The sequence below is a fragment of the Exiguobacterium sp. s191 genome (assembly GCF_018618955.1).
GTDB classification, from domain to species: domain Bacteria; phylum Bacillota; class Bacilli; order Exiguobacteriales; family Exiguobacteriaceae; genus Exiguobacterium_A; species Exiguobacterium_A abrahamii.
In genome coordinates, this window is record NZ_JACSNC010000001.1 from 1689487 (window position 1) to 1709502 (window position 20016).

Annotated in this window: 17 protein-coding genes and 1 other annotated feature; of the genes, 4 read left to right on the forward strand and 13 right to left on the reverse strand. The window is 47.6% G+C overall.

Annotation, left to right across the window (positions count from 1 at the left end):
* Window positions 1-4: 4 nt before the first annotated feature.
* On the forward strand, window positions 5-718 hold the full coding sequence (budA, locus tag KNQ09_RS08975) for an acetolactate decarboxylase (protein ID WP_214858161.1): 714 nt from the start codon (window positions 5-7) through the stop codon (window positions 716-718).
* 40 nt (window positions 719-758) lie between these two features.
* On the opposite strand, the gene KNQ09_RS08980 is transcribed toward budA, so the two are convergent.
* The 6 genes from KNQ09_RS08980 to pepV are packed head-to-tail and all read right to left on the reverse strand — an operon-like array spanning window position 759 to window position 7796.
* Entirely contained in the window at window positions 759-1559 is an 801-nt protein-coding gene (locus KNQ09_RS08980; RefSeq protein WP_087681261.1) for a phosphotransferase family protein, read from the reverse strand.
* Window positions 1560-1610: 51 nt separating this feature from the next.
* Window positions 1611-3752 (reverse strand): type I pullulanase, encoded by a 2142-nt coding sequence (pulA, locus tag KNQ09_RS08985; RefSeq protein WP_214858169.1) that lies wholly within the window; start codon window positions 3750-3752, stop codon window positions 1611-1613.
* A 34-nt stretch (window positions 3753-3786) separates the two neighbouring features.
* A complete protein-coding gene (locus tag KNQ09_RS08990) occupies window positions 3787-4662 on the reverse strand; it encodes a hypothetical protein (RefSeq protein WP_231884639.1) in 876 nt (291 codons plus the stop codon).
* 1 nt (window position 4663) lies between these two features.
* Window positions 4664-5182 carry an RNA 2',3'-cyclic phosphodiesterase gene (gene thpR / locus KNQ09_RS08995; RefSeq protein WP_214858170.1) on the reverse strand — a complete coding sequence of 173 codons (519 nt, stop codon included), beginning with the start codon at window positions 5180-5182 and terminating at the stop codon, window positions 4664-4666.
* An 8-nt stretch (window positions 5183-5190) separates the two neighbouring features.
* Complete coding sequence (locus tag KNQ09_RS09000) at window positions 5191-6339, reverse strand: MFS transporter (RefSeq protein ID WP_064299485.1); 1149 nt, start codon at window positions 6337-6339, stop codon at window positions 5191-5193.
* Window positions 6340-6398: 59 nt separating this feature from the next.
* Window positions 6399-7796, reverse strand: coding sequence for a dipeptidase PepV (gene pepV / locus KNQ09_RS09005; protein WP_064299484.1), 1398 nt, complete (start codon window positions 7794-7796; stop codon window positions 6399-6401).
* Window positions 7797-8117: 321 nt separating this feature from the next.
* Here pepV and KNQ09_RS09010 point away from each other — a divergent pair, with 321 nt between their 5' ends.
* Together KNQ09_RS09010 and KNQ09_RS09015 are read left to right on the forward strand one after the other, a co-directional pair.
* Window positions 8118-8336: a DeoR family transcriptional regulator gene (locus KNQ09_RS09010; protein WP_023469095.1), complete on the forward strand. Its 219-nt coding sequence runs from the start codon at window positions 8118-8120 to the stop codon at window positions 8334-8336.
* Between the two features lie 108 nt (window positions 8337-8444).
* Complete coding sequence (locus KNQ09_RS09015; protein ID WP_214805296.1) at window positions 8445-9077, forward strand: SDR family oxidoreductase; 633 nt, start codon at window positions 8445-8447, stop codon at window positions 9075-9077.
* A gap of 60 nt (window positions 9078-9137) precedes the next feature.
* On the opposite strand, the gene KNQ09_RS09020 is transcribed toward KNQ09_RS09015, so the two are convergent.
* Together KNQ09_RS09020 and KNQ09_RS09025 are read right to left on the reverse strand one after the other, a co-directional pair.
* A complete protein-coding gene (locus tag KNQ09_RS09020; protein WP_214858172.1) occupies window positions 9138-9857 on the reverse strand; it encodes a pseudouridine synthase in 720 nt (239 codons plus the stop codon).
* A complete protein-coding gene (locus tag KNQ09_RS09025) occupies window positions 9844-11508 on the reverse strand; it encodes a putative polysaccharide biosynthesis protein (RefSeq protein ID WP_149427736.1) in 1665 nt (554 codons plus the stop codon). Before KNQ09_RS09025 ends, KNQ09_RS09020 begins: the two co-directional genes overlap by 14 nt.
* A 192-nt stretch (window positions 11509-11700) precedes the next feature.
* On the opposite strand from KNQ09_RS09025, the gene KNQ09_RS09030 reads away from it, so the two are divergent.
* A complete protein-coding gene (locus tag KNQ09_RS09030; RefSeq protein ID WP_050678607.1) occupies window positions 11701-12972 on the forward strand; it encodes a BaiN/RdsA family NAD(P)/FAD-dependent oxidoreductase in 1272 nt (423 codons plus the stop codon).
* Window positions 12973-13031: 59 nt separating this feature from the next.
* On the opposite strand, the gene KNQ09_RS09035 is transcribed toward KNQ09_RS09030, so the two are convergent.
* The 5 genes from KNQ09_RS09035 to KNQ09_RS09055 form a co-directional block, all read right to left on the reverse strand.
* On the reverse strand, window positions 13032-14009 hold the full coding sequence (locus tag KNQ09_RS09035) for a hypothetical protein (RefSeq protein ID WP_064299480.1): 978 nt from the start codon (window positions 14007-14009) through the stop codon (window positions 13032-13034).
* Between the two features lie 131 nt (window positions 14010-14140).
* A complete protein-coding gene (leuS, locus tag KNQ09_RS09040) occupies window positions 14141-16546 on the reverse strand; it encodes a leucine--tRNA ligase (RefSeq protein WP_214858174.1) in 2406 nt (801 codons plus the stop codon).
* Window positions 16547-16592: 46 nt separating this feature from the next.
* Window positions 16593-16815, reverse strand: a binding site (T-box leader).
* A gap of 38 nt (window positions 16816-16853) precedes the next feature.
* Window positions 16854-17498 (reverse strand): HAD family hydrolase, encoded by a 645-nt coding sequence (locus KNQ09_RS09045; protein WP_214858176.1) that lies wholly within the window; start codon window positions 17496-17498, stop codon window positions 16854-16856.
* 94 nt (window positions 17499-17592) lie between these two features.
* Window positions 17593-18627, reverse strand: a complete 1035-nt coding sequence (locus KNQ09_RS09050) for a peptidoglycan bridge formation glycyltransferase FemA/FemB family protein (protein ID WP_214858178.1) — start codon at window positions 18625-18627, stop codon at window positions 17593-17595.
* 183 nt (window positions 18628-18810) lie between these two features.
* Window positions 18811-19989 (reverse strand): MDR family MFS transporter, encoded by a 1179-nt coding sequence (locus KNQ09_RS09055; protein ID WP_064299476.1) that lies wholly within the window; start codon window positions 19987-19989, stop codon window positions 18811-18813.
* Window positions 19990-20016 lie beyond the last annotated feature (27 nt).

Here is a 20016-nt window from a genome sequence, read left to right on the forward strand (position 1 = left end):
TCACATGGCACACGATAAAACACTCGTCCAGATTTCAACGATGATGGCACTACTTGACGGCGTATTTGAGAGTGAAGTCACGTACGCTTCCGTCCTTGATCAACGTGATTTCGGTATCGGAACGTTTGACCACTTAGACGGTGAAATGATTGGATTCGATGGTCAATTCTATCAACTCCGCTCAGATGGTAGTGCTCAACCGCTCCAACCTGAGACGACGACACCTTTCGCGACATTAACCCGTTTCGAGCCGGAACAAACCCTGACCGTGACGGAAGAGATGTCAAAAGCGACGTTTGAGCACTGGCTGAACGAACAACTCCCAACGATCAATAGCTTTTATGCTATCCGGATTGACGGAACATTCACGGAGGTTCAGACACGCACCGTCGCACGCCAGGAAAAACCGTTCGTTCCAATCACGGAAGCTGTCGCTTCTCAAAGCGCTCGTACGTTCGAGCACACGGAAGGAACGCTTGCCGGATACTATACACCACGATTTGGTCACGGTATCGCCGTCGCCGGATATCACCTTCATTTCATCGATGCTGCTCGCGCAGGTGGTGGTCACGTCTTTGACTACACAGTTAAGAACGTCACCGTCACATTCGAAGAAAAGCCGCAACTTGATTTACGTCTACCGACGACAGCGGCTTATCGATCGGCAGATCTCGAAAGTCACGATATTGAAAAAGAGATTAAAATCGCAGAAGGTTAAGCAAAAAAGCGTGTCGTTCCCTTTCGGAATGACACGCTTTTTAGTCGTTTGAGTATTCAAGTAGCTGTTCAAGAAAATGATAACTGTCGTCGACATCCGGATGACGCGTATCTTCATACCAGTAGAGTGACAATACTGCTTGCGCTACGACATACCAGTGCATGCGTCGCTTCAAATCACTCGTCAAAGGATGTCCATAATGTTCGAACCATTCTGGCCAAGCCGCTTCGTCGACATAACTATATAACATCATTCCAAGATCGTACGCACGGTCAGCAATGATCGCATCATCCCAATCGTTCAGATAGAGTTGACCGTCTGCTCCCGTCAACCAGTTATTATGGTTCAAATCTGAATGACAAACGACCTGCTCATCCGTTCTGACCTGCTCCAGATTTTGTTCGAGGTAAACCATCGCATGTTCCACGAGCTCCGGATCCTCTAAATCATCCGGTTGAAAGTACAAACGACATTGTCGCAATAACTCATCAGGTTCGATCGGGCGCTGGTCAAGCTGTTGTAGCATGAACAGTAATTCCTTCGAATCATGGATTTTCCCAAGCAAACGTGCTACTTCAGGACGTTCCATCATTTCGGGCTCCAACTCGTCGCCTTCAATGAACTGTTGGGCGCTGATGACGTCCCCACTATAAATCCGTTTCGTCCATAATAGCTTCGGAACGATTCCGTCTGCGGATAAAATCGCCAAAAACGGCGATGAATTTCGTTTTAAGAATAACTTCGATTGTCCGGTTGAAGCGATGTACGCTTCTCCTGTGATTCCACCTGCTGGCGTAAGGGTCCAGCCTTCGCCAAGCGCATCTAAAATATCTAATTCCATTATAATCCGCTCAACTTTTTTAGTAGATTTGCCTAAGGCACAATGCTTATCTTAACACGTTGCAATCGTCGTTGACAACGGAAGGACCTGAATCCTGTCGACACCTTTCAGAAGCGGGTCGACCGAGGCCTCATCCCCTTGTACATGCACATTCCAGCGCGAATGATCAAGTGAGACTTCAACGATTTCGCGCGTCGTATTGTAAACGATGAGCGTGCGTTGCCATGCATCATACGAGTGGACCGCCTCAAGTTCATAAGCGATGACACCGGGACGTAAGTCGATGAAATGAAGCAACTCACGAATCTGATTCGCTCGGTGCAATCGGAATCCGCCATGCATTCTACGAATCTGCAAAATCGTCTTGATGTATGTTACAAGGGACAGATGATCATCCCGACGTTCCCAGTCCATTCGATTGATCTCGTCAGGTGCGTTATAGCTATTTTCAACACCTTGTTTCGTGCGCAAAAACTCTTGACCTGCGTGAAGAAACGGAATCCCTTGCGCAAACAAGGCAATCGTCTGAGCTAGGCGACTCATCCGCAATAACTCTTGTTCATCTGCCTCTGGACAAGATAACTTTAATTTATCGTATAACGTATGATTGTCGTGCGCTTCGACATAATTGATGGAATAGGTAGGTTCCGGAAAACGTCCGTACGTTTGATTGTCGATGTGGATACTTCCGGCAATCCCGTTTCGGACTTCCCCTTCCTTCCAGCCATCTCCCGCAACGAATCCTCGGTCGAATTCACTGAACGTCGATCCTTTTAACGCGTCACGGAACACATCATTAAAATGGGCGATCCGCGGCATTTGCGCAGCGGAGGCACTCATCGCCTTCAATCGTTCCGGCAACGCTGTCGCAAGATCCCATCCTTCTCCATACACCAGAATCGTTGGATCAATCGCATCGAGCGCTGCGCGAACATCGTTCATCGTCTCAATGTCATGAATCCCCATCAAATCAAATCGAAAGGCATCAATGCGGTAGACACGAGCAAAGTACGTCAAACAGTCAACGATCAGGCGACGCATCATGAATCGCTCGGATGCGGTATCATTTCCGACACCCGTTCCGTTCGATAGTGTTCCGTCTACTTCGTAGCGGAAATAATAACCCGGAACAAGCTGTTCGAGAGAGGAACGTTCTCGAATGAAAACGTGATTCATGACGACATCGAATGTGACACGAATACCTGCTTCATGGAGCTGCTCCACCATTTCCGCGTACTCTCTGACGCGAACGAGTGGTTCAACCGAACTCGCATAACTCCCAGCTAACCCGAACCAAAGCATTGGGTCGTATCCCCAGTTATACGGAGACCGCGTCCGTTCATCGGTCGTCTCAAAAAAGTGGACTGGTAGCAATTGCAGATGGGTGATCCCGAGATCCAGGAGATAATCAAGTCCCGTCGCATGACCTCGAGGAGAGCGTGTCCCTCGTTCCGTCATCCCTGCGTATTGACCCGGATGACTTGAACCAGCTGAGTGATCGATCGTGAAATCACGAATATTCGCTTCGTAGATGACAGCGTCTGACGGTTTGACGAACAGAGGACGCGCGACGCGCTTCGGGAACCACTTGGTAATCGTCCGTTCGACGTCAACGATGACGCCGTATCGACCATTCTCCGATATCGCACTAGCGTACGGATCAACGACCTCCTGTGTGCCAAGGTATGTCGTCACTTCATACCGATACCAGCACTCTGCGATATCTTGTTCCAGTTGAAGATGATAGGCACCTTGCTCTTGTCGCTCCATCTCATGCTTTCCGAGCAACCGTTCATCTTGATCGTACACGACACACATGATCCGTTCTGCGACCGGTGACCAAACAGCAAAGTGAAATGCACCCTCTTCTTCCCAGACACCGAGCTTCCCTTCGTAACGGTACTTGCGCTCGAATGCTTCCGTCCGGACTAACCGGTCGGGAACGACGCGGATTGACCTCCCTGCTCCAAATACCTCATATCGACATTCTAGCTCGACCGATTCCAGAACCGTCAATTCATAAACCACCAGTTGCCCCTCACGGTGTGTCTCGACTTGCTGGATCGCAAGTGATTGTCCATCACATTCAAGCGACCAGTGGATTGACGGATTGCCTTCGACCTCGACCCGGATGCTCTGGAACGATAAGAACTCCGCCCGGATCACTGGTATCGCTACTTCTTGATTCGTCATCTCTTTCGCAACGACAATGCCGTCGCTCCCTCCCTTACTCTTGGATTCGAGACTGTTCCTCACTTTGAATCGCCATGTGAAACGGAATCGATACCGTCTCTTTTAGGATTTTTTCACACACCCGCATCTGAAATGCCTTTGTATGTGTCGCATTCGCATTCATCCGTTGTACCCAGTTCGGAAAATCGACTTTATTGACATACGTCGTTGTCGTTTCTTTTGGAATTTGATCAAAATAACCTGAAGGAGCGAGGATGACTCGTTCGATCGGCAAAACGTAATCTCGGCCGAGTACGACCCGTAAAATATCCTCTGTCCGCTTTAAACCGATGTTCGGATTCAAAATTTGTTTCGCAGAAGCCTTAAACGGCTGCTCCCGCCATAACTTATCTCGCCGGATATGATAGATACTTTCGTCGCCATCAAGCCATTCCATGATATAGATTGCGGACGGTCCGACGACGAACGGACTCAACTCGACTTCTCCGACTTGATATTGAATGACCGCTCGATAAAACATCGCATACTGTTCATTTAGTAGATGCAGCATCTGGTAGAAGTCTAAATGACGTTTCAATGGAATCCGCCAAATGTCCTCCTCTCCTGCTCCGCCAGTGACGTTCAAGAGTTTTTGTAACTCGAGACGTTTTTTGTACCATTTATCAAACGCTCTTCGAGATAATTGTTTACCCGGAAGTTGAATGACTTCACTTTTTTTCATCACTTGCCACCACTTCTTCGGACGGATGAGCGTCTCCCCTGGAAACAACTCTCCTGCCTCCCACCTGCGGTAGACATGGGCATAATCAAGTGCCTGGTGTTCACCGAATCGTTTCGTCATCTCTAGCGGATTTTTTTCAAATCGACTATCTAAATCATATAGTTTCATCAAAATTGCGATGGGGATCACCTCATTCCTCTTCACCTAGATGAATCCGATAAACCGGCTCATACCGCGGTGAAACCTCTGGTCGTACTTCAAATAGAACGAGCTCACGAACAGTCCACTCTACCGATTGCATCGGACTCGTCTCCCATTCAGCTGCCTCAGTACGCCATTTTTTCGCGATCGTGACATGCGGTACGAATGGTCTGGTCGAATTCGGATCAATCTGTTCCACTAATTGAAACAATTCCTCCGATTCCGTTCCGAACCCTACGACGCGTGGTCGTTCATCCCGACCAAACGTGATCAAACGATCGAATCGTAGCACGAAGGGTTCCATCGTACGCGCGATCTGCTGTAACTGCTGTTTCCACGACTGCTGTTCTTTTTCCTCCAATGGACCGAAAAAACGAAGTGTTAGATGATACTCTTCTAACGTATAGACGTTACGAAAATACTCAGGTAGCGATAACCGTTCAGCAAGATTCGCTAAATCTTTAGAAGGGATCGGCAAGGCAATGAAAAAGTGTCGTTCTTGTCTCATCGTCGCGTTCACTCCTTCATACGACCACTGATACCATACAGAATCGCGCCTAGGATACTACTACTTGTATATACCCAAAAGACGATATAGATTGTACTCTTCTCGAGCACAAAACCACTCATCAGATTAAACAACGCGGTCGCGAGTCCCGTCGTCGTTGCCATATATGTACTGACGGCTGTTGCGACCATCGTCTCTGGAACGAGCGATCGGACATAATCTAAGGCGACAGGGATCAATAGACCTACGATCATACCTTGCATCGCAGATAATACCCACAGCATGACGATTGGAAGTTCTAAAGCAATCATCGCTGTCCGCGCAGCCGACAACAAGGAGACGAATACAAGAACCGGAATCGCTCCGAATCGTAATAACAGACGCGTGGCGATGCGCATGAACGGAATTTCGCACAGAACGGCGACAAAGAATAATGTTCCGACGAGTGCCGTCGTCTCGCCACGAATCGTGACGTAGCTGCCAAAGTAATAATTGTTGGCGAAGATGGGTCCGAAGATCAAACTCCCCCCTGCTAGGAACAACAGGAAGCGTCGATTCGAAAAGAGCTGTTTTAACGGTACGGGTTGCTGATGTGAAACATGGACGCTGCCCGTCTCTTCAATACCGATCAGCACAAGGAAACCGAGAACCCATGCTGCACCGGTTGCATAAAAAATCAGATTTAGTCCGCCACCCTCAGTGATTTGCCCAAGAATGAAAACAGCTAAAGCGAACCCTGCTGAGCCGAAAAGACGTAAAGCGCCGTAATCCACCTTACGCTTTCGCGTGTACTCAATCGCTAATGTATCCACGAGCGGAATATGCGCACACTGGAACAACGCCCAGACACAAGAAATCAACAATAAAAGCAGATAAGCAGACGTCAGTAAGTAACTGAGTGTAAAAATACCGGCAGCAAGCATCGCGACGAGTAAGAGTCGTTTCGGTTTCCCGAGTCGATCCGCCGCGATTCCCCAGACAGGTTGTAGGAAAATGGAGAGAATCGGTCCAATCGCAACGATTGTTCCAATCTCTGAAGCCGACAGTCCGAACGCGTCGTTTGAGAAATAAAGTGCGAGATACGGAATGAGTGCTCCTTGCCCAAAGAAAATAAAGAAATATAAGGCTTGGAAATGATAGGTTTGACGATTTTTCACACGGAACTTCCTTTCAAGAAGCAATCCCCCCATCTTTACGATGCGGGGATCATCAATCATTATTTTGCGAGCTCATAAATCGCTTCTGCATAAATCGCGACAGCAAGCAATAGTTCATCAAAATCAACATATTCATCGACTTGGTGGGCAACTTCAGGACCACCCGGGAAGACTGGACCAAAAGCAACTCCCGCCGTCAATGAACGCGCATATGTGCCGCCACCAATTGCTATCAGATCAGCTGATTGGTTCGTGTGGCGCTCATAAACGGCACTTAGCGTCTTGATCAATTCATGGTTTGGATCGACATGGTGCGGTGTCATATGCGTCCGCGTCTGCAATTCAAAACCATATCCTGCCGCGGCCTCCTTAATGATTTGCAGACGTTCCGTGAAGTCTGCTGTATACGGGTAACGGATATTGATCGATGCCGTTCCTTGCTCTTCAGCGTAACGGAATACACCGCCATTGATCGTTAAGTCACCTGTCTCGTCTGAAGCAGCGACACCGATCGCTACACCGCGAGAATCCCGGAACATATGCGTCACGAGTTGAATGTAACGACGACCGTTATAATCCAAATGAAGCGTATTGAGGAAACGCGCCAAATGTAAAGCGGCATTTTTACCATTGTCCGGCTCCATCGCATGGGCTGCGACACCATTGACATCAAGGACGAGACCTTCCGTTTCTTGCTTGACTGTTCCCGTCAAACCTTGTTCTTCAAGATAAGCATGGAAATCCGTCTCAAGCGTTCCTACTTCGACGACACGAAGAAGCGCTTGGGCATGACCTGGAACCATGTTCGGACGTTCGCCACCTTCAAAACGAACGAGATGGTAGCCTGTATCAGATGCTTGCGCTGGTTTACCTTGAATCAATAACCCATCATAGAGTCCTTTTTCCGCATTGATGATCGGGAAGTCGGCATCTGGTGCAAAACCGAGTGTTGGCATTTCTTCATGTTTGAAGTAATGATTGACACAACGCCATTCACTCTCCTCATCCCCTCCTGCAATCAGACGGATGCGCTTCGAGAGTGGTAAGCCAAGTTCTTTGACGATTTTCAAAGCGTAATAAGCTGCCATCGTCGGTCCTTTATCATCAATTGCTCCACGTGCATACAGTTTTCCATCTACAAGCGTCGGGTTGAATGGACCGTATGTCCAGTGATCACCACCAGCTGGTACGACGTCTAAGTGACAAAGAATACCGAGTAACTCTTCCCCTTGACCATACTCCAAATGTCCTGCATACCCATCGACATTTTTTGACGTGAACCCATCGCGTTCCCCTGTCGCGAGCATCCAATCGAGGGCACGTTTGACTTCATGACCAAACGGCGCGCCCTCTTCGATCGTGGATTCGTCGAGTACACTCGGAATCCGTAATAATTCTTTTAAATCTTCTAATAAGTCCTCGCGACGTGCGAGTACTTCCTCTTTCCAATTCACCATCTGATTTCGCTCCTTCATTACGGGTTTTGGATTCGTTTCCTATACACCTTCCTAGTATAGCGAATATTCGTTCAGATACGAACATCCAAATTCTGTTTTCTTTTTTATTTGTTTAAATGACGAACATTAACCCGAAATAAAACCCTAATCATCGACTTTACAAACCATTTGAATATATTTTTTATGAAAACGTTCGGTTAAATTACTTGCATTTTAATATCAAAACGTTATACTAAAGGCGAAACAACTGGATATTGCATTGTCTTTTGTCACCCGAAGCTTTAGAACACTATTCTATCCATTGGGGGAGTGGTTATACCAATGAAAGATTCTACAGACCGTATGTTGACCCGGATTAAATCGATTTATCTCTACATCCAAGAGAACGGAGCTACTACGACAGCAGAGTTGGTTGAAGAGTTTGGCATCACATCAAGGACCGTCCAGCGGGATTTGAACGTGCTCGAATACAACAATCTCATTGTGAGCCCTCGACGCGGTACATGGACGTCGAGTAAGAAACAAAAGCAAGCGGGTTGATCCACTGTTTCACTATGTATATCTTTCGATGACGCGATTCTTCGCGTCTTTTTTTGTTATCTTTTTTAAAACGTGGGGTATAGCTATTGGGAGAAGGAGATGATAAGAATGAATATTTTAATCATTGGAGCAAACGGAACGACGGGACGCAAAATGGTCGAATTGATCGCTAAACAAGGAGATCACCAAGCGATCGCTGTCGTACGTGAAGAAAATCAAATCAACGATTTGATTGCACTCGGTGCATCTGAAGTCAGACTTGGGGATTTGACGAAGGATGTCAGTGGCGTCGTCAGTAACGCGGACGTCGTCATCTTTGCAGCGGGTGCTGGTGGCGCATCGGACGAATTGACACGCGCCGTCGATCAGGAAGGTGCGATCAAAGTCATCGATGCAGCAAAAGCGAACGGAATCGATCGTTTCCTAATGCTCAGTTCAGTCGGTACGGAAGAACCGAAAGGCGAACTAAAAGTATATCTCGAATCGAAAGCAGCAGCAGACGCTCACCTAAAAGAAAGCGGACTCGACTATACGATCGTCCGTCCTGGTCCACTCAGCTACGATGACCCGGCAGGTACTGTTGAAACGAAAGAGCATTTTGATTCATACGAAGATCGTAAGGTGTCTCGTGACGATGTGGCGGCGCTGTTCGTTCACTTGATCGATCATCCGACACAGTCTCGTGTATTCGAAGTACTCAGCGGTCCTTATCCGATCGCAGAAGCATTACGTAATCAATAATTGAATCCCACAATAAAAGGCGATGGAATGCACATTCATTCCATCGCCTTTTCGTTTTGCTTATTCAGGTTGCCAATCAAATAACGCCAATTCCTCTTGTGTCAGTTCCCGGTAGTCCCCGAGTGCAAGTGCCGGATCAAGCTCCAAGCGACCAATCGAACGCCGTTTCAAGAATGTGACCTCTTTACCGAGGGCAAGCATCATCCGTTTGACTTGATGAAACTTCCCTTCCGTGATCGTCAATTCAAGCGTTGAATCTGTTTCTGTCGTCGATAAGATAACGAGTTTTCCTGGCTTTGCTTGATAACCGTCTTCTAAGGTGACGCCTGCCGCAATTGCCTCGACGTCTTCTTGCGTCAACATACCTGTCACTTCCGCGTAATACGTTTTTTCGACGTGTTTCTTCGGAGACATCAAAGCATGATTGAACGCTCCATCGTTTGTCAGTAACAATAAGCCTTCAGTATCCTTATCAAGTCGTCCGACCGGAAACGGTTTGAAATACGTCACGTCTTCAAACAACAGATCAATGACGGTCTCATCTCGTTTATCCTCCGTCGCACTAATGACACCAGGTGGTTTATTCATCATTAAATAGATATATTTTTGATACGTGACCGGTTCCCCGTACATCAGAACCTGTTGCGACTCAACATCGACATGTTGTTTCGGATCACGAACGATTTCACCATCGACTTGAATTGCCCCTGCTTTGAGCAAAAGTTTTACTTCTTTTCGGGAGCCTGCCCCCATGTTGGATAATAGTTTATCTAGACGCATGACCTCGTCCTCGTTTCAATGAAATTTTACGTCCTAATACGACTTCTGCTAATCCACTCCAAATCGAGAGTCCAGCGAAAATCACGATTCCAACTGCCGCACCAATAATCAGGATCAACAGAGATGCCCATGTCGTCTCTGGTAAGAAGGACACCATTCCCCACTTCACGAGTGCAACACCTGCTCCCATCAATGCACTGATGATTAGAATCAATGATGTCCGGCGCAAGACCGTACTGAATGGGAACTTCACCGTTTGTGTGATCCGGAAGAACATCAATCCCGTCGCAACGAGATAACCAATGATTGTCGCATAACCAGCACCCGTTCCATCACCCGTCAAATGAATCAACGGCGCATTCAAGAGATACTTCGCAAGTAGTCCAGCAAGTGTTGCGATGATCGTGAAGTACTGACGGTTAATCCCTTGAAGGACGGCTGCCGTTACAGAATACAAGGCAAGGAACAACGCACTCGGCGCATAACTTAACAGATAGACCCAGGCCGCTTGATCTTTCGGGAAGAGCACATGAAACGTTTCTTCACTGAGGAGAATCATCCCGACGACTGCCGGAATCGTCACGAAGAAGACGAGTTGATAAATCTGTGAGATTTGAGCCCGTACTTTCCGCATATCCCCTTGCGTAAAGGATGCGGTCAACAGTGGAGTCGCAGATAACGACAATCCTGTTGCGACCGACACCGGAATCAAGACGATCTTATGACTATCCGCAATCAGATAGGCAGTCGCGTTTCCGGCCGCTTCGAGCGTGTAACCGATACTTTGTAATGCGGCATTCATCGTATTTTGGTCGATGACTTGGTAAAGGGGTGTCGAAAGACCGACCATGACGATTGGAATCGCATACGTCAATAATTCCTTATACAAATCCGTTAACGGGCGATCCGGCGAACGGACGGTTTGAGTAGCACGTAGTTCCTGCAAGCCGCTGGCACGTTTGCGGAAATAATAGATCAGAACCGCAACACTACCGATTGCACCAATGAAAGCGCTGAACGTTGCAATCGTTGCGGCAAATGCTGCACCTGAATCAAATAAATAAATCGCGATGCTGACTCCTGCAAGCAAAAAGATGATCCGGACGATTTGTTCCAAGATTTGCGAAATCGCTGTTGGTCCCATCGATTGATACCCTTGGAAGTAACCTCGGGTCATACTCATCGGTGGAATCAAGAGTAAAGCGAAACTCACGCCACGAATCGTCATCGTGACGGCATCAACGTATGCAGCTGAATCAACGTCACCACCTGGAATGGCACGGTGTGCTAAATACGGTGCGAGAAAGAATAAAGCGAGGAAGGAAACAATCCCGGTCAAGGACATGATTTTCAGACCAGACCGATATAATCGTTCACTCGTATCATACTCTCCTAATGCATTGTATTTGGCGACGAATTTCGAGACAGCGACAGGAATCCCCGCTGTCGCGAGTCCGATCATGATCGCATAATAGTTGTAGGCATAGGTATAGAACATGATGCCTGTCGCACCGACCATGAACTGAAATGGAAAGAGATAAATCAAACCCAGTGCGCGGGAAATCAGTGACGCACCGGACAGGAGCATCGTTCCACGAACGAATCCTGAATTGCCGGAAGAAGTAGACTGCTTATTACTGACTGTGGACATGGTAACATCCCTCACGCTTTCTAATTTTTAAACTCGACACTCTGATCGTGACTGTCTCATTATACAAGTTCTCTCGTACACAATTGCAAATCATTATACCGCTGTCTATCTTGAATTGAAAGAGACGGTTTGTTTACAGTCGCAACTTCTGCTAAAGTGAAACAAGCAGAATTCTATGAATGAGGTGACCTTATGTACGATGTAATCGTAATCGGAGGCGGACCGAGCGGCTTGATGGCAACGCTCGCCTCTTTACAGGCTGGAGCTCGAACGCTCCTGCTCGATAAAGGAAATAAATTAGGTCGGAAGCTTGCGATCTCTGGCGGCGGACGTTGTAACGTCACGAACCGAAAACCACTCGACGAACTCGTCCAGTCGATTCCAGGAAACGGACGTTTCCTTTATAGTGCCTTTTCTCAATTCAATAATGAATCGATCATCGAGCTCTTCGAAGGGTTTGGTGTCGCCCTCAAAGAAGAGGACAATGGACGGATGTTTCCTGTCTCAGATAAAGCAGCAGATGTCGTCCGTGTATTGATCGATCAAATCCGCGCGCATGGTGCCGAGATTCAAACAGACGCGCAGGTCGCTACGCTCGACTTCCATCCAGACGGTTCTTTTGCAGCTGTCATCTTAGAGAACGGCATGCGTCTTGAAGCAAAAAGTTGCATCGTTGCAGTCGGCGGACAATCCGTTCCACATACCGGTTCGACAGGTGACGGCTATCCATGGGCTGAAAAAGCGGGTCATACGATCACGGAGCTCTTCCCAACGGAAGTTCCGATTTTGTTAGGTGATACGTTCATTCATGAAAAAACATTACAAGGGCTGTCGCTACGTGACGTCGCCTTAACGGTCCACGGCAAAAAAGATAAAGCAATCAAAACACACACGGGTGACTTACTCTTTACACACTTTGGTTTAAGCGGTCCGATTGCTTTACGCTGTAGCCAGTACACGATCAAGGAGCGCAAACGTTCGAAGGAGACGATCGTTCATTTATCAATCGATCTCTTCCCGGACGAATCACTCGGTGCGTTAACAGAACGCTTCCAAGCCGCGCTTGCAGCCAATCCTAAGAAAACGGTACGCAATGCCCTCCGCGGCTTCGTGCCGGAACGTCTGCTTGAACTTCTATTTGCTCAAATCGGCTTTGGCGATGAAGTCTGCACACAAGTCAAGAAACAGGACTGGACGGACTTCTTGCAAAAATTAAAGCGATTCCCACTTAAAGCAACGGGAACGCTCGACTTTGATAAAGCTTTCGTCACGGGTGGTGGCGTCTCGATCAAAGAGATTGATCCAAAGACGATGATGTCGAAAAAAGCCGAGCGATTATTCTTTGCCGGGGAGATTCTTGATATCCACGGCTATACAGGTGGTTACAACATCACCGCTGCATTCGTGACGGGTCATTGCGCCGGTAGTCACGCCGCAGAGATGGCACGTGATACTGTCTTTTAATATGAACAAGACCCGATTCTTCTGCTTAGCAGAGGAATCGGGTCTTGTTCTGTCAGGATTTAATCAATCGGTGTAAACGATCGGCTTGAGAATTTATCCGTGACGACTAACGCGAACAACTCATTATCTTGCACGAAAATCCCTTTCGAACCATATACTTTCGGACTGGCTGTCTCGCCCGTGATCGTTTTGTCCTTTCGATCGATCGAATAGAGATAGAGCGCTTCTGAATCGAGTGTGTAGATCCGACCTTGTCGTTCAGCAAGACCAATCGGACGGAACTCGGACTCGAACGATTTCTTCGCATCACTTCGCATCCCACTCGCCGCTTCAATCTTCTCGCGTTTGATGACTGACAGATAAGGTGGTTTCTGTTTTTTCTTCAACGCACGTTTTTTCTTTTCCGAGGCGTCAGGATCAATCTTGATCTTATCCTCTTTCATCGCGAAATAGGTCACCTCGACTCGTCCCAGTGCTCGAATATGATTAATCGTATAGAATTCTTTTTTCTTCGTATCATATCCAAGACCGTGGAAACTATCCCGTATCGTCGTTCCTTGTACTTTTTCACGTTTTTCTTCGCTCCAGACACCGTCTTTTCGCGTAATCGTGACCAGAATCTGATTCGACGTCAGTAACGCGACGGTCTCCCCGTCAACCAGCGTCATACCGTCTAGACCAGCGAGCAACAACTTTCCTTCTTCTAACTGGAAAGATGCGTTGATGCGTTCCCCGGTTCCACTGATTTCAAAGAAACGATAATCGTCTGTGACGACGAGGTACGAACCAATGGAATCATCATATAACATGTGTTGGACATTTTTGATTAACGGCTCTTCCGGGTTCGGAATAGCTGAAGGCGTTTTCGGTGGCACCTGTTTAACGGCTGCCTGATGCTTTGATTGCGTCTCGATTTTCGCGAACGTTTCTTGAATACGTGACAACGTCTCCGGCTTCGAGAAGACGAGCAGTACGCAAAGGATCAACCCCGAAACGACAGCAAAAATCGTTGTATAGACTATATAAGATCGTTTCATTGATGGTACTCGCCTTTCTTTCTCGGTTTCTGATTCAGTGTAGCAGAAGGTCGTTGAAAAAAAAAGCGGACTTGCGACGGAAATGAAGAAACCCCCTCCATTCGCATCAAACGAATGAAAGGGGCTATGGCTTAGTTTGTCACGATATTGATTAATTTTTTCGGTACGACGATGACTTTACGAACTGTTTTGTCGCCGATCCATTCTTGTGTCTTTTCATCAGCAAAGGCAAGTGCCTCGATTTCTTCTTTTGTCGCATCGATGTTGATTTCGATTTTCGAGCGAACCTTTCCGTTCACTTGAATGACGAATTCCATCGTATCGCTGACGAGTTTCGATTCATCGAATGTTGGCCATGCTGCATACGTCAATGTCTCTTCAAATCCAAGTTGTTCCCAGAGTTCTTCACCAAGGTGTGGTGCGACTGGCGTTAACAATTGGATGAATCCACGAAGGAAGTGACGCGGAAGAACCGGCTGTTTGTTTGCTTCGTTGACGAAGACCATGAGTTGCGAAATTCCGGTGTTGAACTGGATATTCGCGAAGTCTTCCGTGACCTTCTTGACCGTCTGGTGGTACGTCCGCTCGAAGTCAGCATCGACTTCCGTGACGTCTTGAATGTCTGCTGTCCGTTCGAACAAGCGCCAGACACGATCGAGGAAACGACGCGCCCCGTCAAGACCGTTCTCAGACCAGGCAACTGATGCATCGAGTGGTCCCATGAACATTTCGTACAAGCGTAACGTATCCGCACCATGCGATTTAACGATTTCATCCGGATTAATGACGTTACCGCGTGATTTCGACATCTTCTCGTTGTTCTCTCCAAGAATCATCCCTTGGTTGTACAACTTCTGGAATGGTTCTTTTGTTGGTACGACGCCTGCATCATACAAGACTTTATGCCAGAAGCGCGCATACAACAAGTGGAGAACGGCGTGTTCCGCACCACCGATGTAAATATCGACTGGAAGCCAGTATTTTAATTTTTCTGGATCCGCGATCGCCTCTTCATTGTGCGGATCGATGAAACGAAGATAGTACCAGCAGCTTCCGCCCCATTGTGGCATCGTATTCGTCTCGCGACGCCCTTTCATTCCTGTTTCAGGATCCGTGTAATCCAACCAGTCTTCCGCAAGCGCAAGTGGTGATTCGCCTGTACCAGACGGTTTGATTTCCGGAATGATTGGAAGTTCAAGCGGTAACTCCTCTTGACTGAGCGTCTTCATCGAACCATCTTCCATATGAACGACTGGAATCGGCTCGCCCCAATACCGTTGACGACTGAACAACCAGTCGCGGAGACGATACGTGATTTTCTTACGTCCGACTTGATTCGTTTCGAGTTCAGCAATCATCGTCTCGATTGCTTCTTGTTTTCCAAGACCATCAAGCATATGCGAGTTGACGTGTTCGCCCTCTCCTGTATAGGCTGCTTCATCAACGTTTCCACCCGCGACGACTTCAACGATTGGCAAGTCGAATTGTTTCGCGAATTCATGATCGCGCTCATCGTGTCCTGGGACCGCCATGATTGCACCCGTTCCGTACGAAGCAAGGACATAATCAGCGATCCAGATTGGAAGACGATCACCTGAGATTGGATTGACGGCGAAAGCACCCGTGAAGACGCCTGTTTTTTCCTTCGCTAAATCCGTCCGCTCGAGGTCCGACTTCGTTTGGACTTGCGAAATGTACGTATCGACGGCTTCCTTGTGATCCGCTGTCGTGATGTCAGCTACGAATGGATGCTCCGGCGCAAGCACGAGGTACGTCGCACCAAAAATTGTGTCCGGACGTGTCGTAAAGACCGTGACTTGTTTTTTGTGTCCATCAATCGTGAAGTCGATTTCAGCACCTTCTGATTTTCCGATCCAGTTCCGTTGCATCTCTTTGACAGAATCCGGCCAATCAAGGTCATCGAGATCTTCAAGAAGACGATCCGCATATTCCGTGATTTTCAAGACCCATTGACGCATCGGGACACGCACGACCGGATGATTTCCGCGTTCAGATAATCCGTCGATGACTTCTTCATTCGCAAGAACGGTTCCGAGTGCTGGGCACCAGTTGACCGCGACTTCGTCCACGAACGCAAGTCCTTTTTCATACAACTTCGTAAAGATCCACTGTGTCCATTTGTAGTACTTCGGATCTGTCGTGTTGATTTCACGATCCCAGTCATAGGAGAATCCAAGTTCTTTCAACTGACGCTTGAACGTCTCGATGTTTTTCGCTGTGAATTCACGTGGGTCATTCCCTGTATCGAGGGCGTATTGTTCTGCTGGTAATCCGAACGCATCCCATCCCATCGGGTGCAAGACGTTGTATCCTTGCATCCGTTTCATCCGTGCGAGGATGTCGGTTGCTGTGTAGCCTTCCGGATGACCGACGTGAAGTCCGGCACCTGACGGATACGGGAACATATCAAGGGCATAAAACCCTTCTTTTTCTGGATCTTCTGTCGTGACGAAGGCGTTTTCTTGATCCCAACGCGCCTGCCATTTTAGTTCGATTTCGCGATGATTGTACGGCATGTCTTTTCCTCCTCTAATCTAAAAAAACCGGTCCTCCGTCCCTAGGAATAGGGACGAAAGACCGGTTTGGCTTCCGCGGTACCACCCACGTTGTCTGTCTATGACAGACCGCTTGATTCACGGATAACGGTGTGAAAGACCGGATTCGCTACTACGACTTCACGAATCGTGCTCCCTGACGAGTTCACGGTTGTTACCGACTGGTTCGCACCTTCCACCAGCTCTCTTGACGGCACCTTTCCCCTACTACTTCAGTTCCATGCAATTGACTATCTTTTCCTAGTGTAATCTGTTTCTTCCTCAAGCGTCAACGCTTCCGTAAAATTTCCTCGATTTCTGCATGCGATCGCGCTACATGATCCGCTTGTTCTAGACGTTGCATCGGCATCCGATCATCGAGAAGCGCAATCACTTCCATACCTGCTGCTTTAGCGCCGATCATCCCGTTCGCAGCGTCTTCAATGACGAGACAATCTTCAGGTGCGTGCCCGATTCGTGATGCTGCAAGATGAAAAATCGCAGGATCAGGCTTTGAACGCACGACTTCTTCCCCACTGACGTAATGTGTGATTGGAAGCTCATAATGACGGATGACGCGTTCGATTTTTTGAAGCGAACTCGAGGAGGCGATCCCGATATCGTAATCAAGAGACGCCGCTTGTTCAATGACTTGTCTGACTCCCTCTTTTAACCCACACTCCTCCGGTTTTGCATGAATTTGAAACAAGCGATGTTCTTCCTCAAGTAACGCACTCGCTGTTTCTGGAAGGTCGTGTTGCGCGACAAGTTCTTCCCACATCTCATCTCCTGTTTTTCCCATGAACGTCGCATACTGAACTGGATCGAGCGGAATCGATAACGTTTTGAACATTTGCTGATGGACCTCAAAGTAGCGGATTTCACTATCTAAGATGACCCCATCCATATCAAAAATAAGACCTCGTTTTTTCAAGACACATCCCCCTTAATTGATCTATCATGATTTCAGCATATCAAAAAAACGACTACACGATGTAGTCGTTTCGCCTTCTTCATTTAGTTACTGTTTAACTTGTCGCCATTTGGACACTGGTTTGTCGGTAAGCCGGAAAATAATCTGAATCAGCATCTGACCCGTATCGTATACATAACTGATCGTATACGGCTGGTTGAAGAATCGATTTTCCTTGATGATACTCAAATAAACGATACCCGGTGTAACGGCATTTACTCTCAAAGAGACTATCCCGTTCTTGATATCCACCCCCGAGATGTTGTTCGACGAGACCGCGTGCTTTCGCCTGAAGAATCGCTTCGTACTCGAGTCGCTGATTCGGGAACATCTTCGCTTCGTCCCGCTTACAACCAATCAAATGACCGTGGGCATATTCTTTTCCGAGCAATACGAAGTATCCACCAACAGGTTCTCCGTCGATTTCCGCAATCAGTAACAATGGCTCACAGAGTGGATTTGCTTCAAATAATTGTTCAAAATAACTGTCCGTAAAATAGTAATGAGCCGAAGCATTCTTTCGGTCCATTGTTTCATGATACAACGCTACAAAGACAGGTAGGTCGTCTCGTGTTCCTGTTCTAACGGTTAAAGGAGAGGCAAGCGACTTGCGAATCATACTTCTTGTCTTCTTATGAAATGTCTGCATGATGTCCTCTAGTGAAGGTCGTAAATCGATACTCGTTGTATGACGGATGAAGGAGACTTTCGTCCAATCCCGCATGAAGCGTTCATTACCCGTCAATGGATTAAAGCGAATCATTTCCGAGACGATCGCTTCTCGCTCTGCCCATCTTTCAAACAATAAGCGTGCATGCTGCATTTCAGTCGCAGTCAGTTGACCGATGATTTCCGGTCCACCATAGCCATACGGCGTGATGAGATCCGAATAAGGCGTATCAAAAATCCGGCGCTTCAAAAAGGGATAGAACAGGGTTCCTGCATCACCTTCATAACGGAATAGCACCGCTTGCTCAGACGGTCTAGCGTTGAGCGTGACGTATTGGTGACTGTAGAAGATATCAAGAGGCTGTTGCTGTACGTGTGTCGTCCAAGTTGCGGCATCTGTGATGAATTGACACCTTTCCATTCGTGCACCTCCAGTCAAAAAGAAGCAACGTTCATATGACCTTTCTTTTTCAAGTTCTTGATTAGAAAGTACCCGTTTCTTTGCCGAAATATTCCATATTATTAAATGTTTATTTTATGATTTTCTAACGAATGACGTAACAAAAGACAGCGGTCATAATGTCCGCTGTCTTACAGATGATGCTCATGATGTGATTTTTGGAATAGCACGAAGGAAGACGACGCCCGCTAACAGAATCAATCCAATTAATGTCAAGAAGACCGCTGACATACCTGATACATCGTAGATCAACCCTCCAACGGTCGGACTGATCATCCGCCCCGCTGAAGCAGCAATATTGACGTACCCTTGGAATTCTCCTTCTTTTCCGATCGGCGCGAGTCTCGCTGCCATAGCAGGAACTGCTGGCCAGATGAACATCTCACCAATCGTCAGGATGATCATCGCGACGAGGAACATCTTGAAGCCGCCTGCGAACGGAACGATCAGATAAGACAAGAGGAAGATTCCTGTACCGGTCATCAATTGTCGCTTTAAGTCATCTCCAAACCAACGAAGAATTGGTGTTAGTAAAGGTTGTGCGAACACGATGAGTGCTCCGTTGATCGTCCAAAGAATCGAGTACTCGGAAATCGTGACACCGAGCGATTTCGTGTGTACGGCAAAGGTTCCTTGCCATTGCACATAAACGAACCAAAGTAAGGCATAACCAATCGAGACGAGCAACATCGTCCGTGCCGCACCGCGTGCAAGGGGTGTGCGTGTCGTTTCGATTTCGTCATGCGCCGCATGCATCCGCGCCGGTGCCTGAATCCAGGACAAACCAACGAACAAAATGATGGCAAAGGCGATGTAGAGGACGAGATTGGCGATGAAGATGTACTGAATCGAAAAGGCAGCGATTTGACCACTGACTGCTGTCCCGAGCGCTACACCGACGTTTTGTGCGACATAGATCGCATTAAAGGCACGGCGCCCGCCTTCCGGCCAGATGACACCCGTCATCGCGTAGATCGTCGGAAAAACCATCCCACCGACGAATCCAATCAATCCAAGCATCGCGACGTATCCGAGGTACGTCTGATGAAATAGCAACAAGCCGACGGAAGACAGGACAAGTCCGATGACACTGATGACAAGCGTCTTCTTGCCACCGAGACGGTCAAACGCTTTTCCACCTAAGTAGTTTCCGACGATTGCTAAGGCCGAGTTGACGAACAATGCCATCCCTGCTTTTGTCATCGACTCTCCTAAATATTCATGAATATATAATGTATTAAACGGCCATAAAAAAGAGGATCCCGTCGTATTGATGGCCATCGCAAGGACGAGGATCCAGACCGCTTTTGGTAATTTTGGCATACCTGTGGTCCTCCTATTTCATTCTCA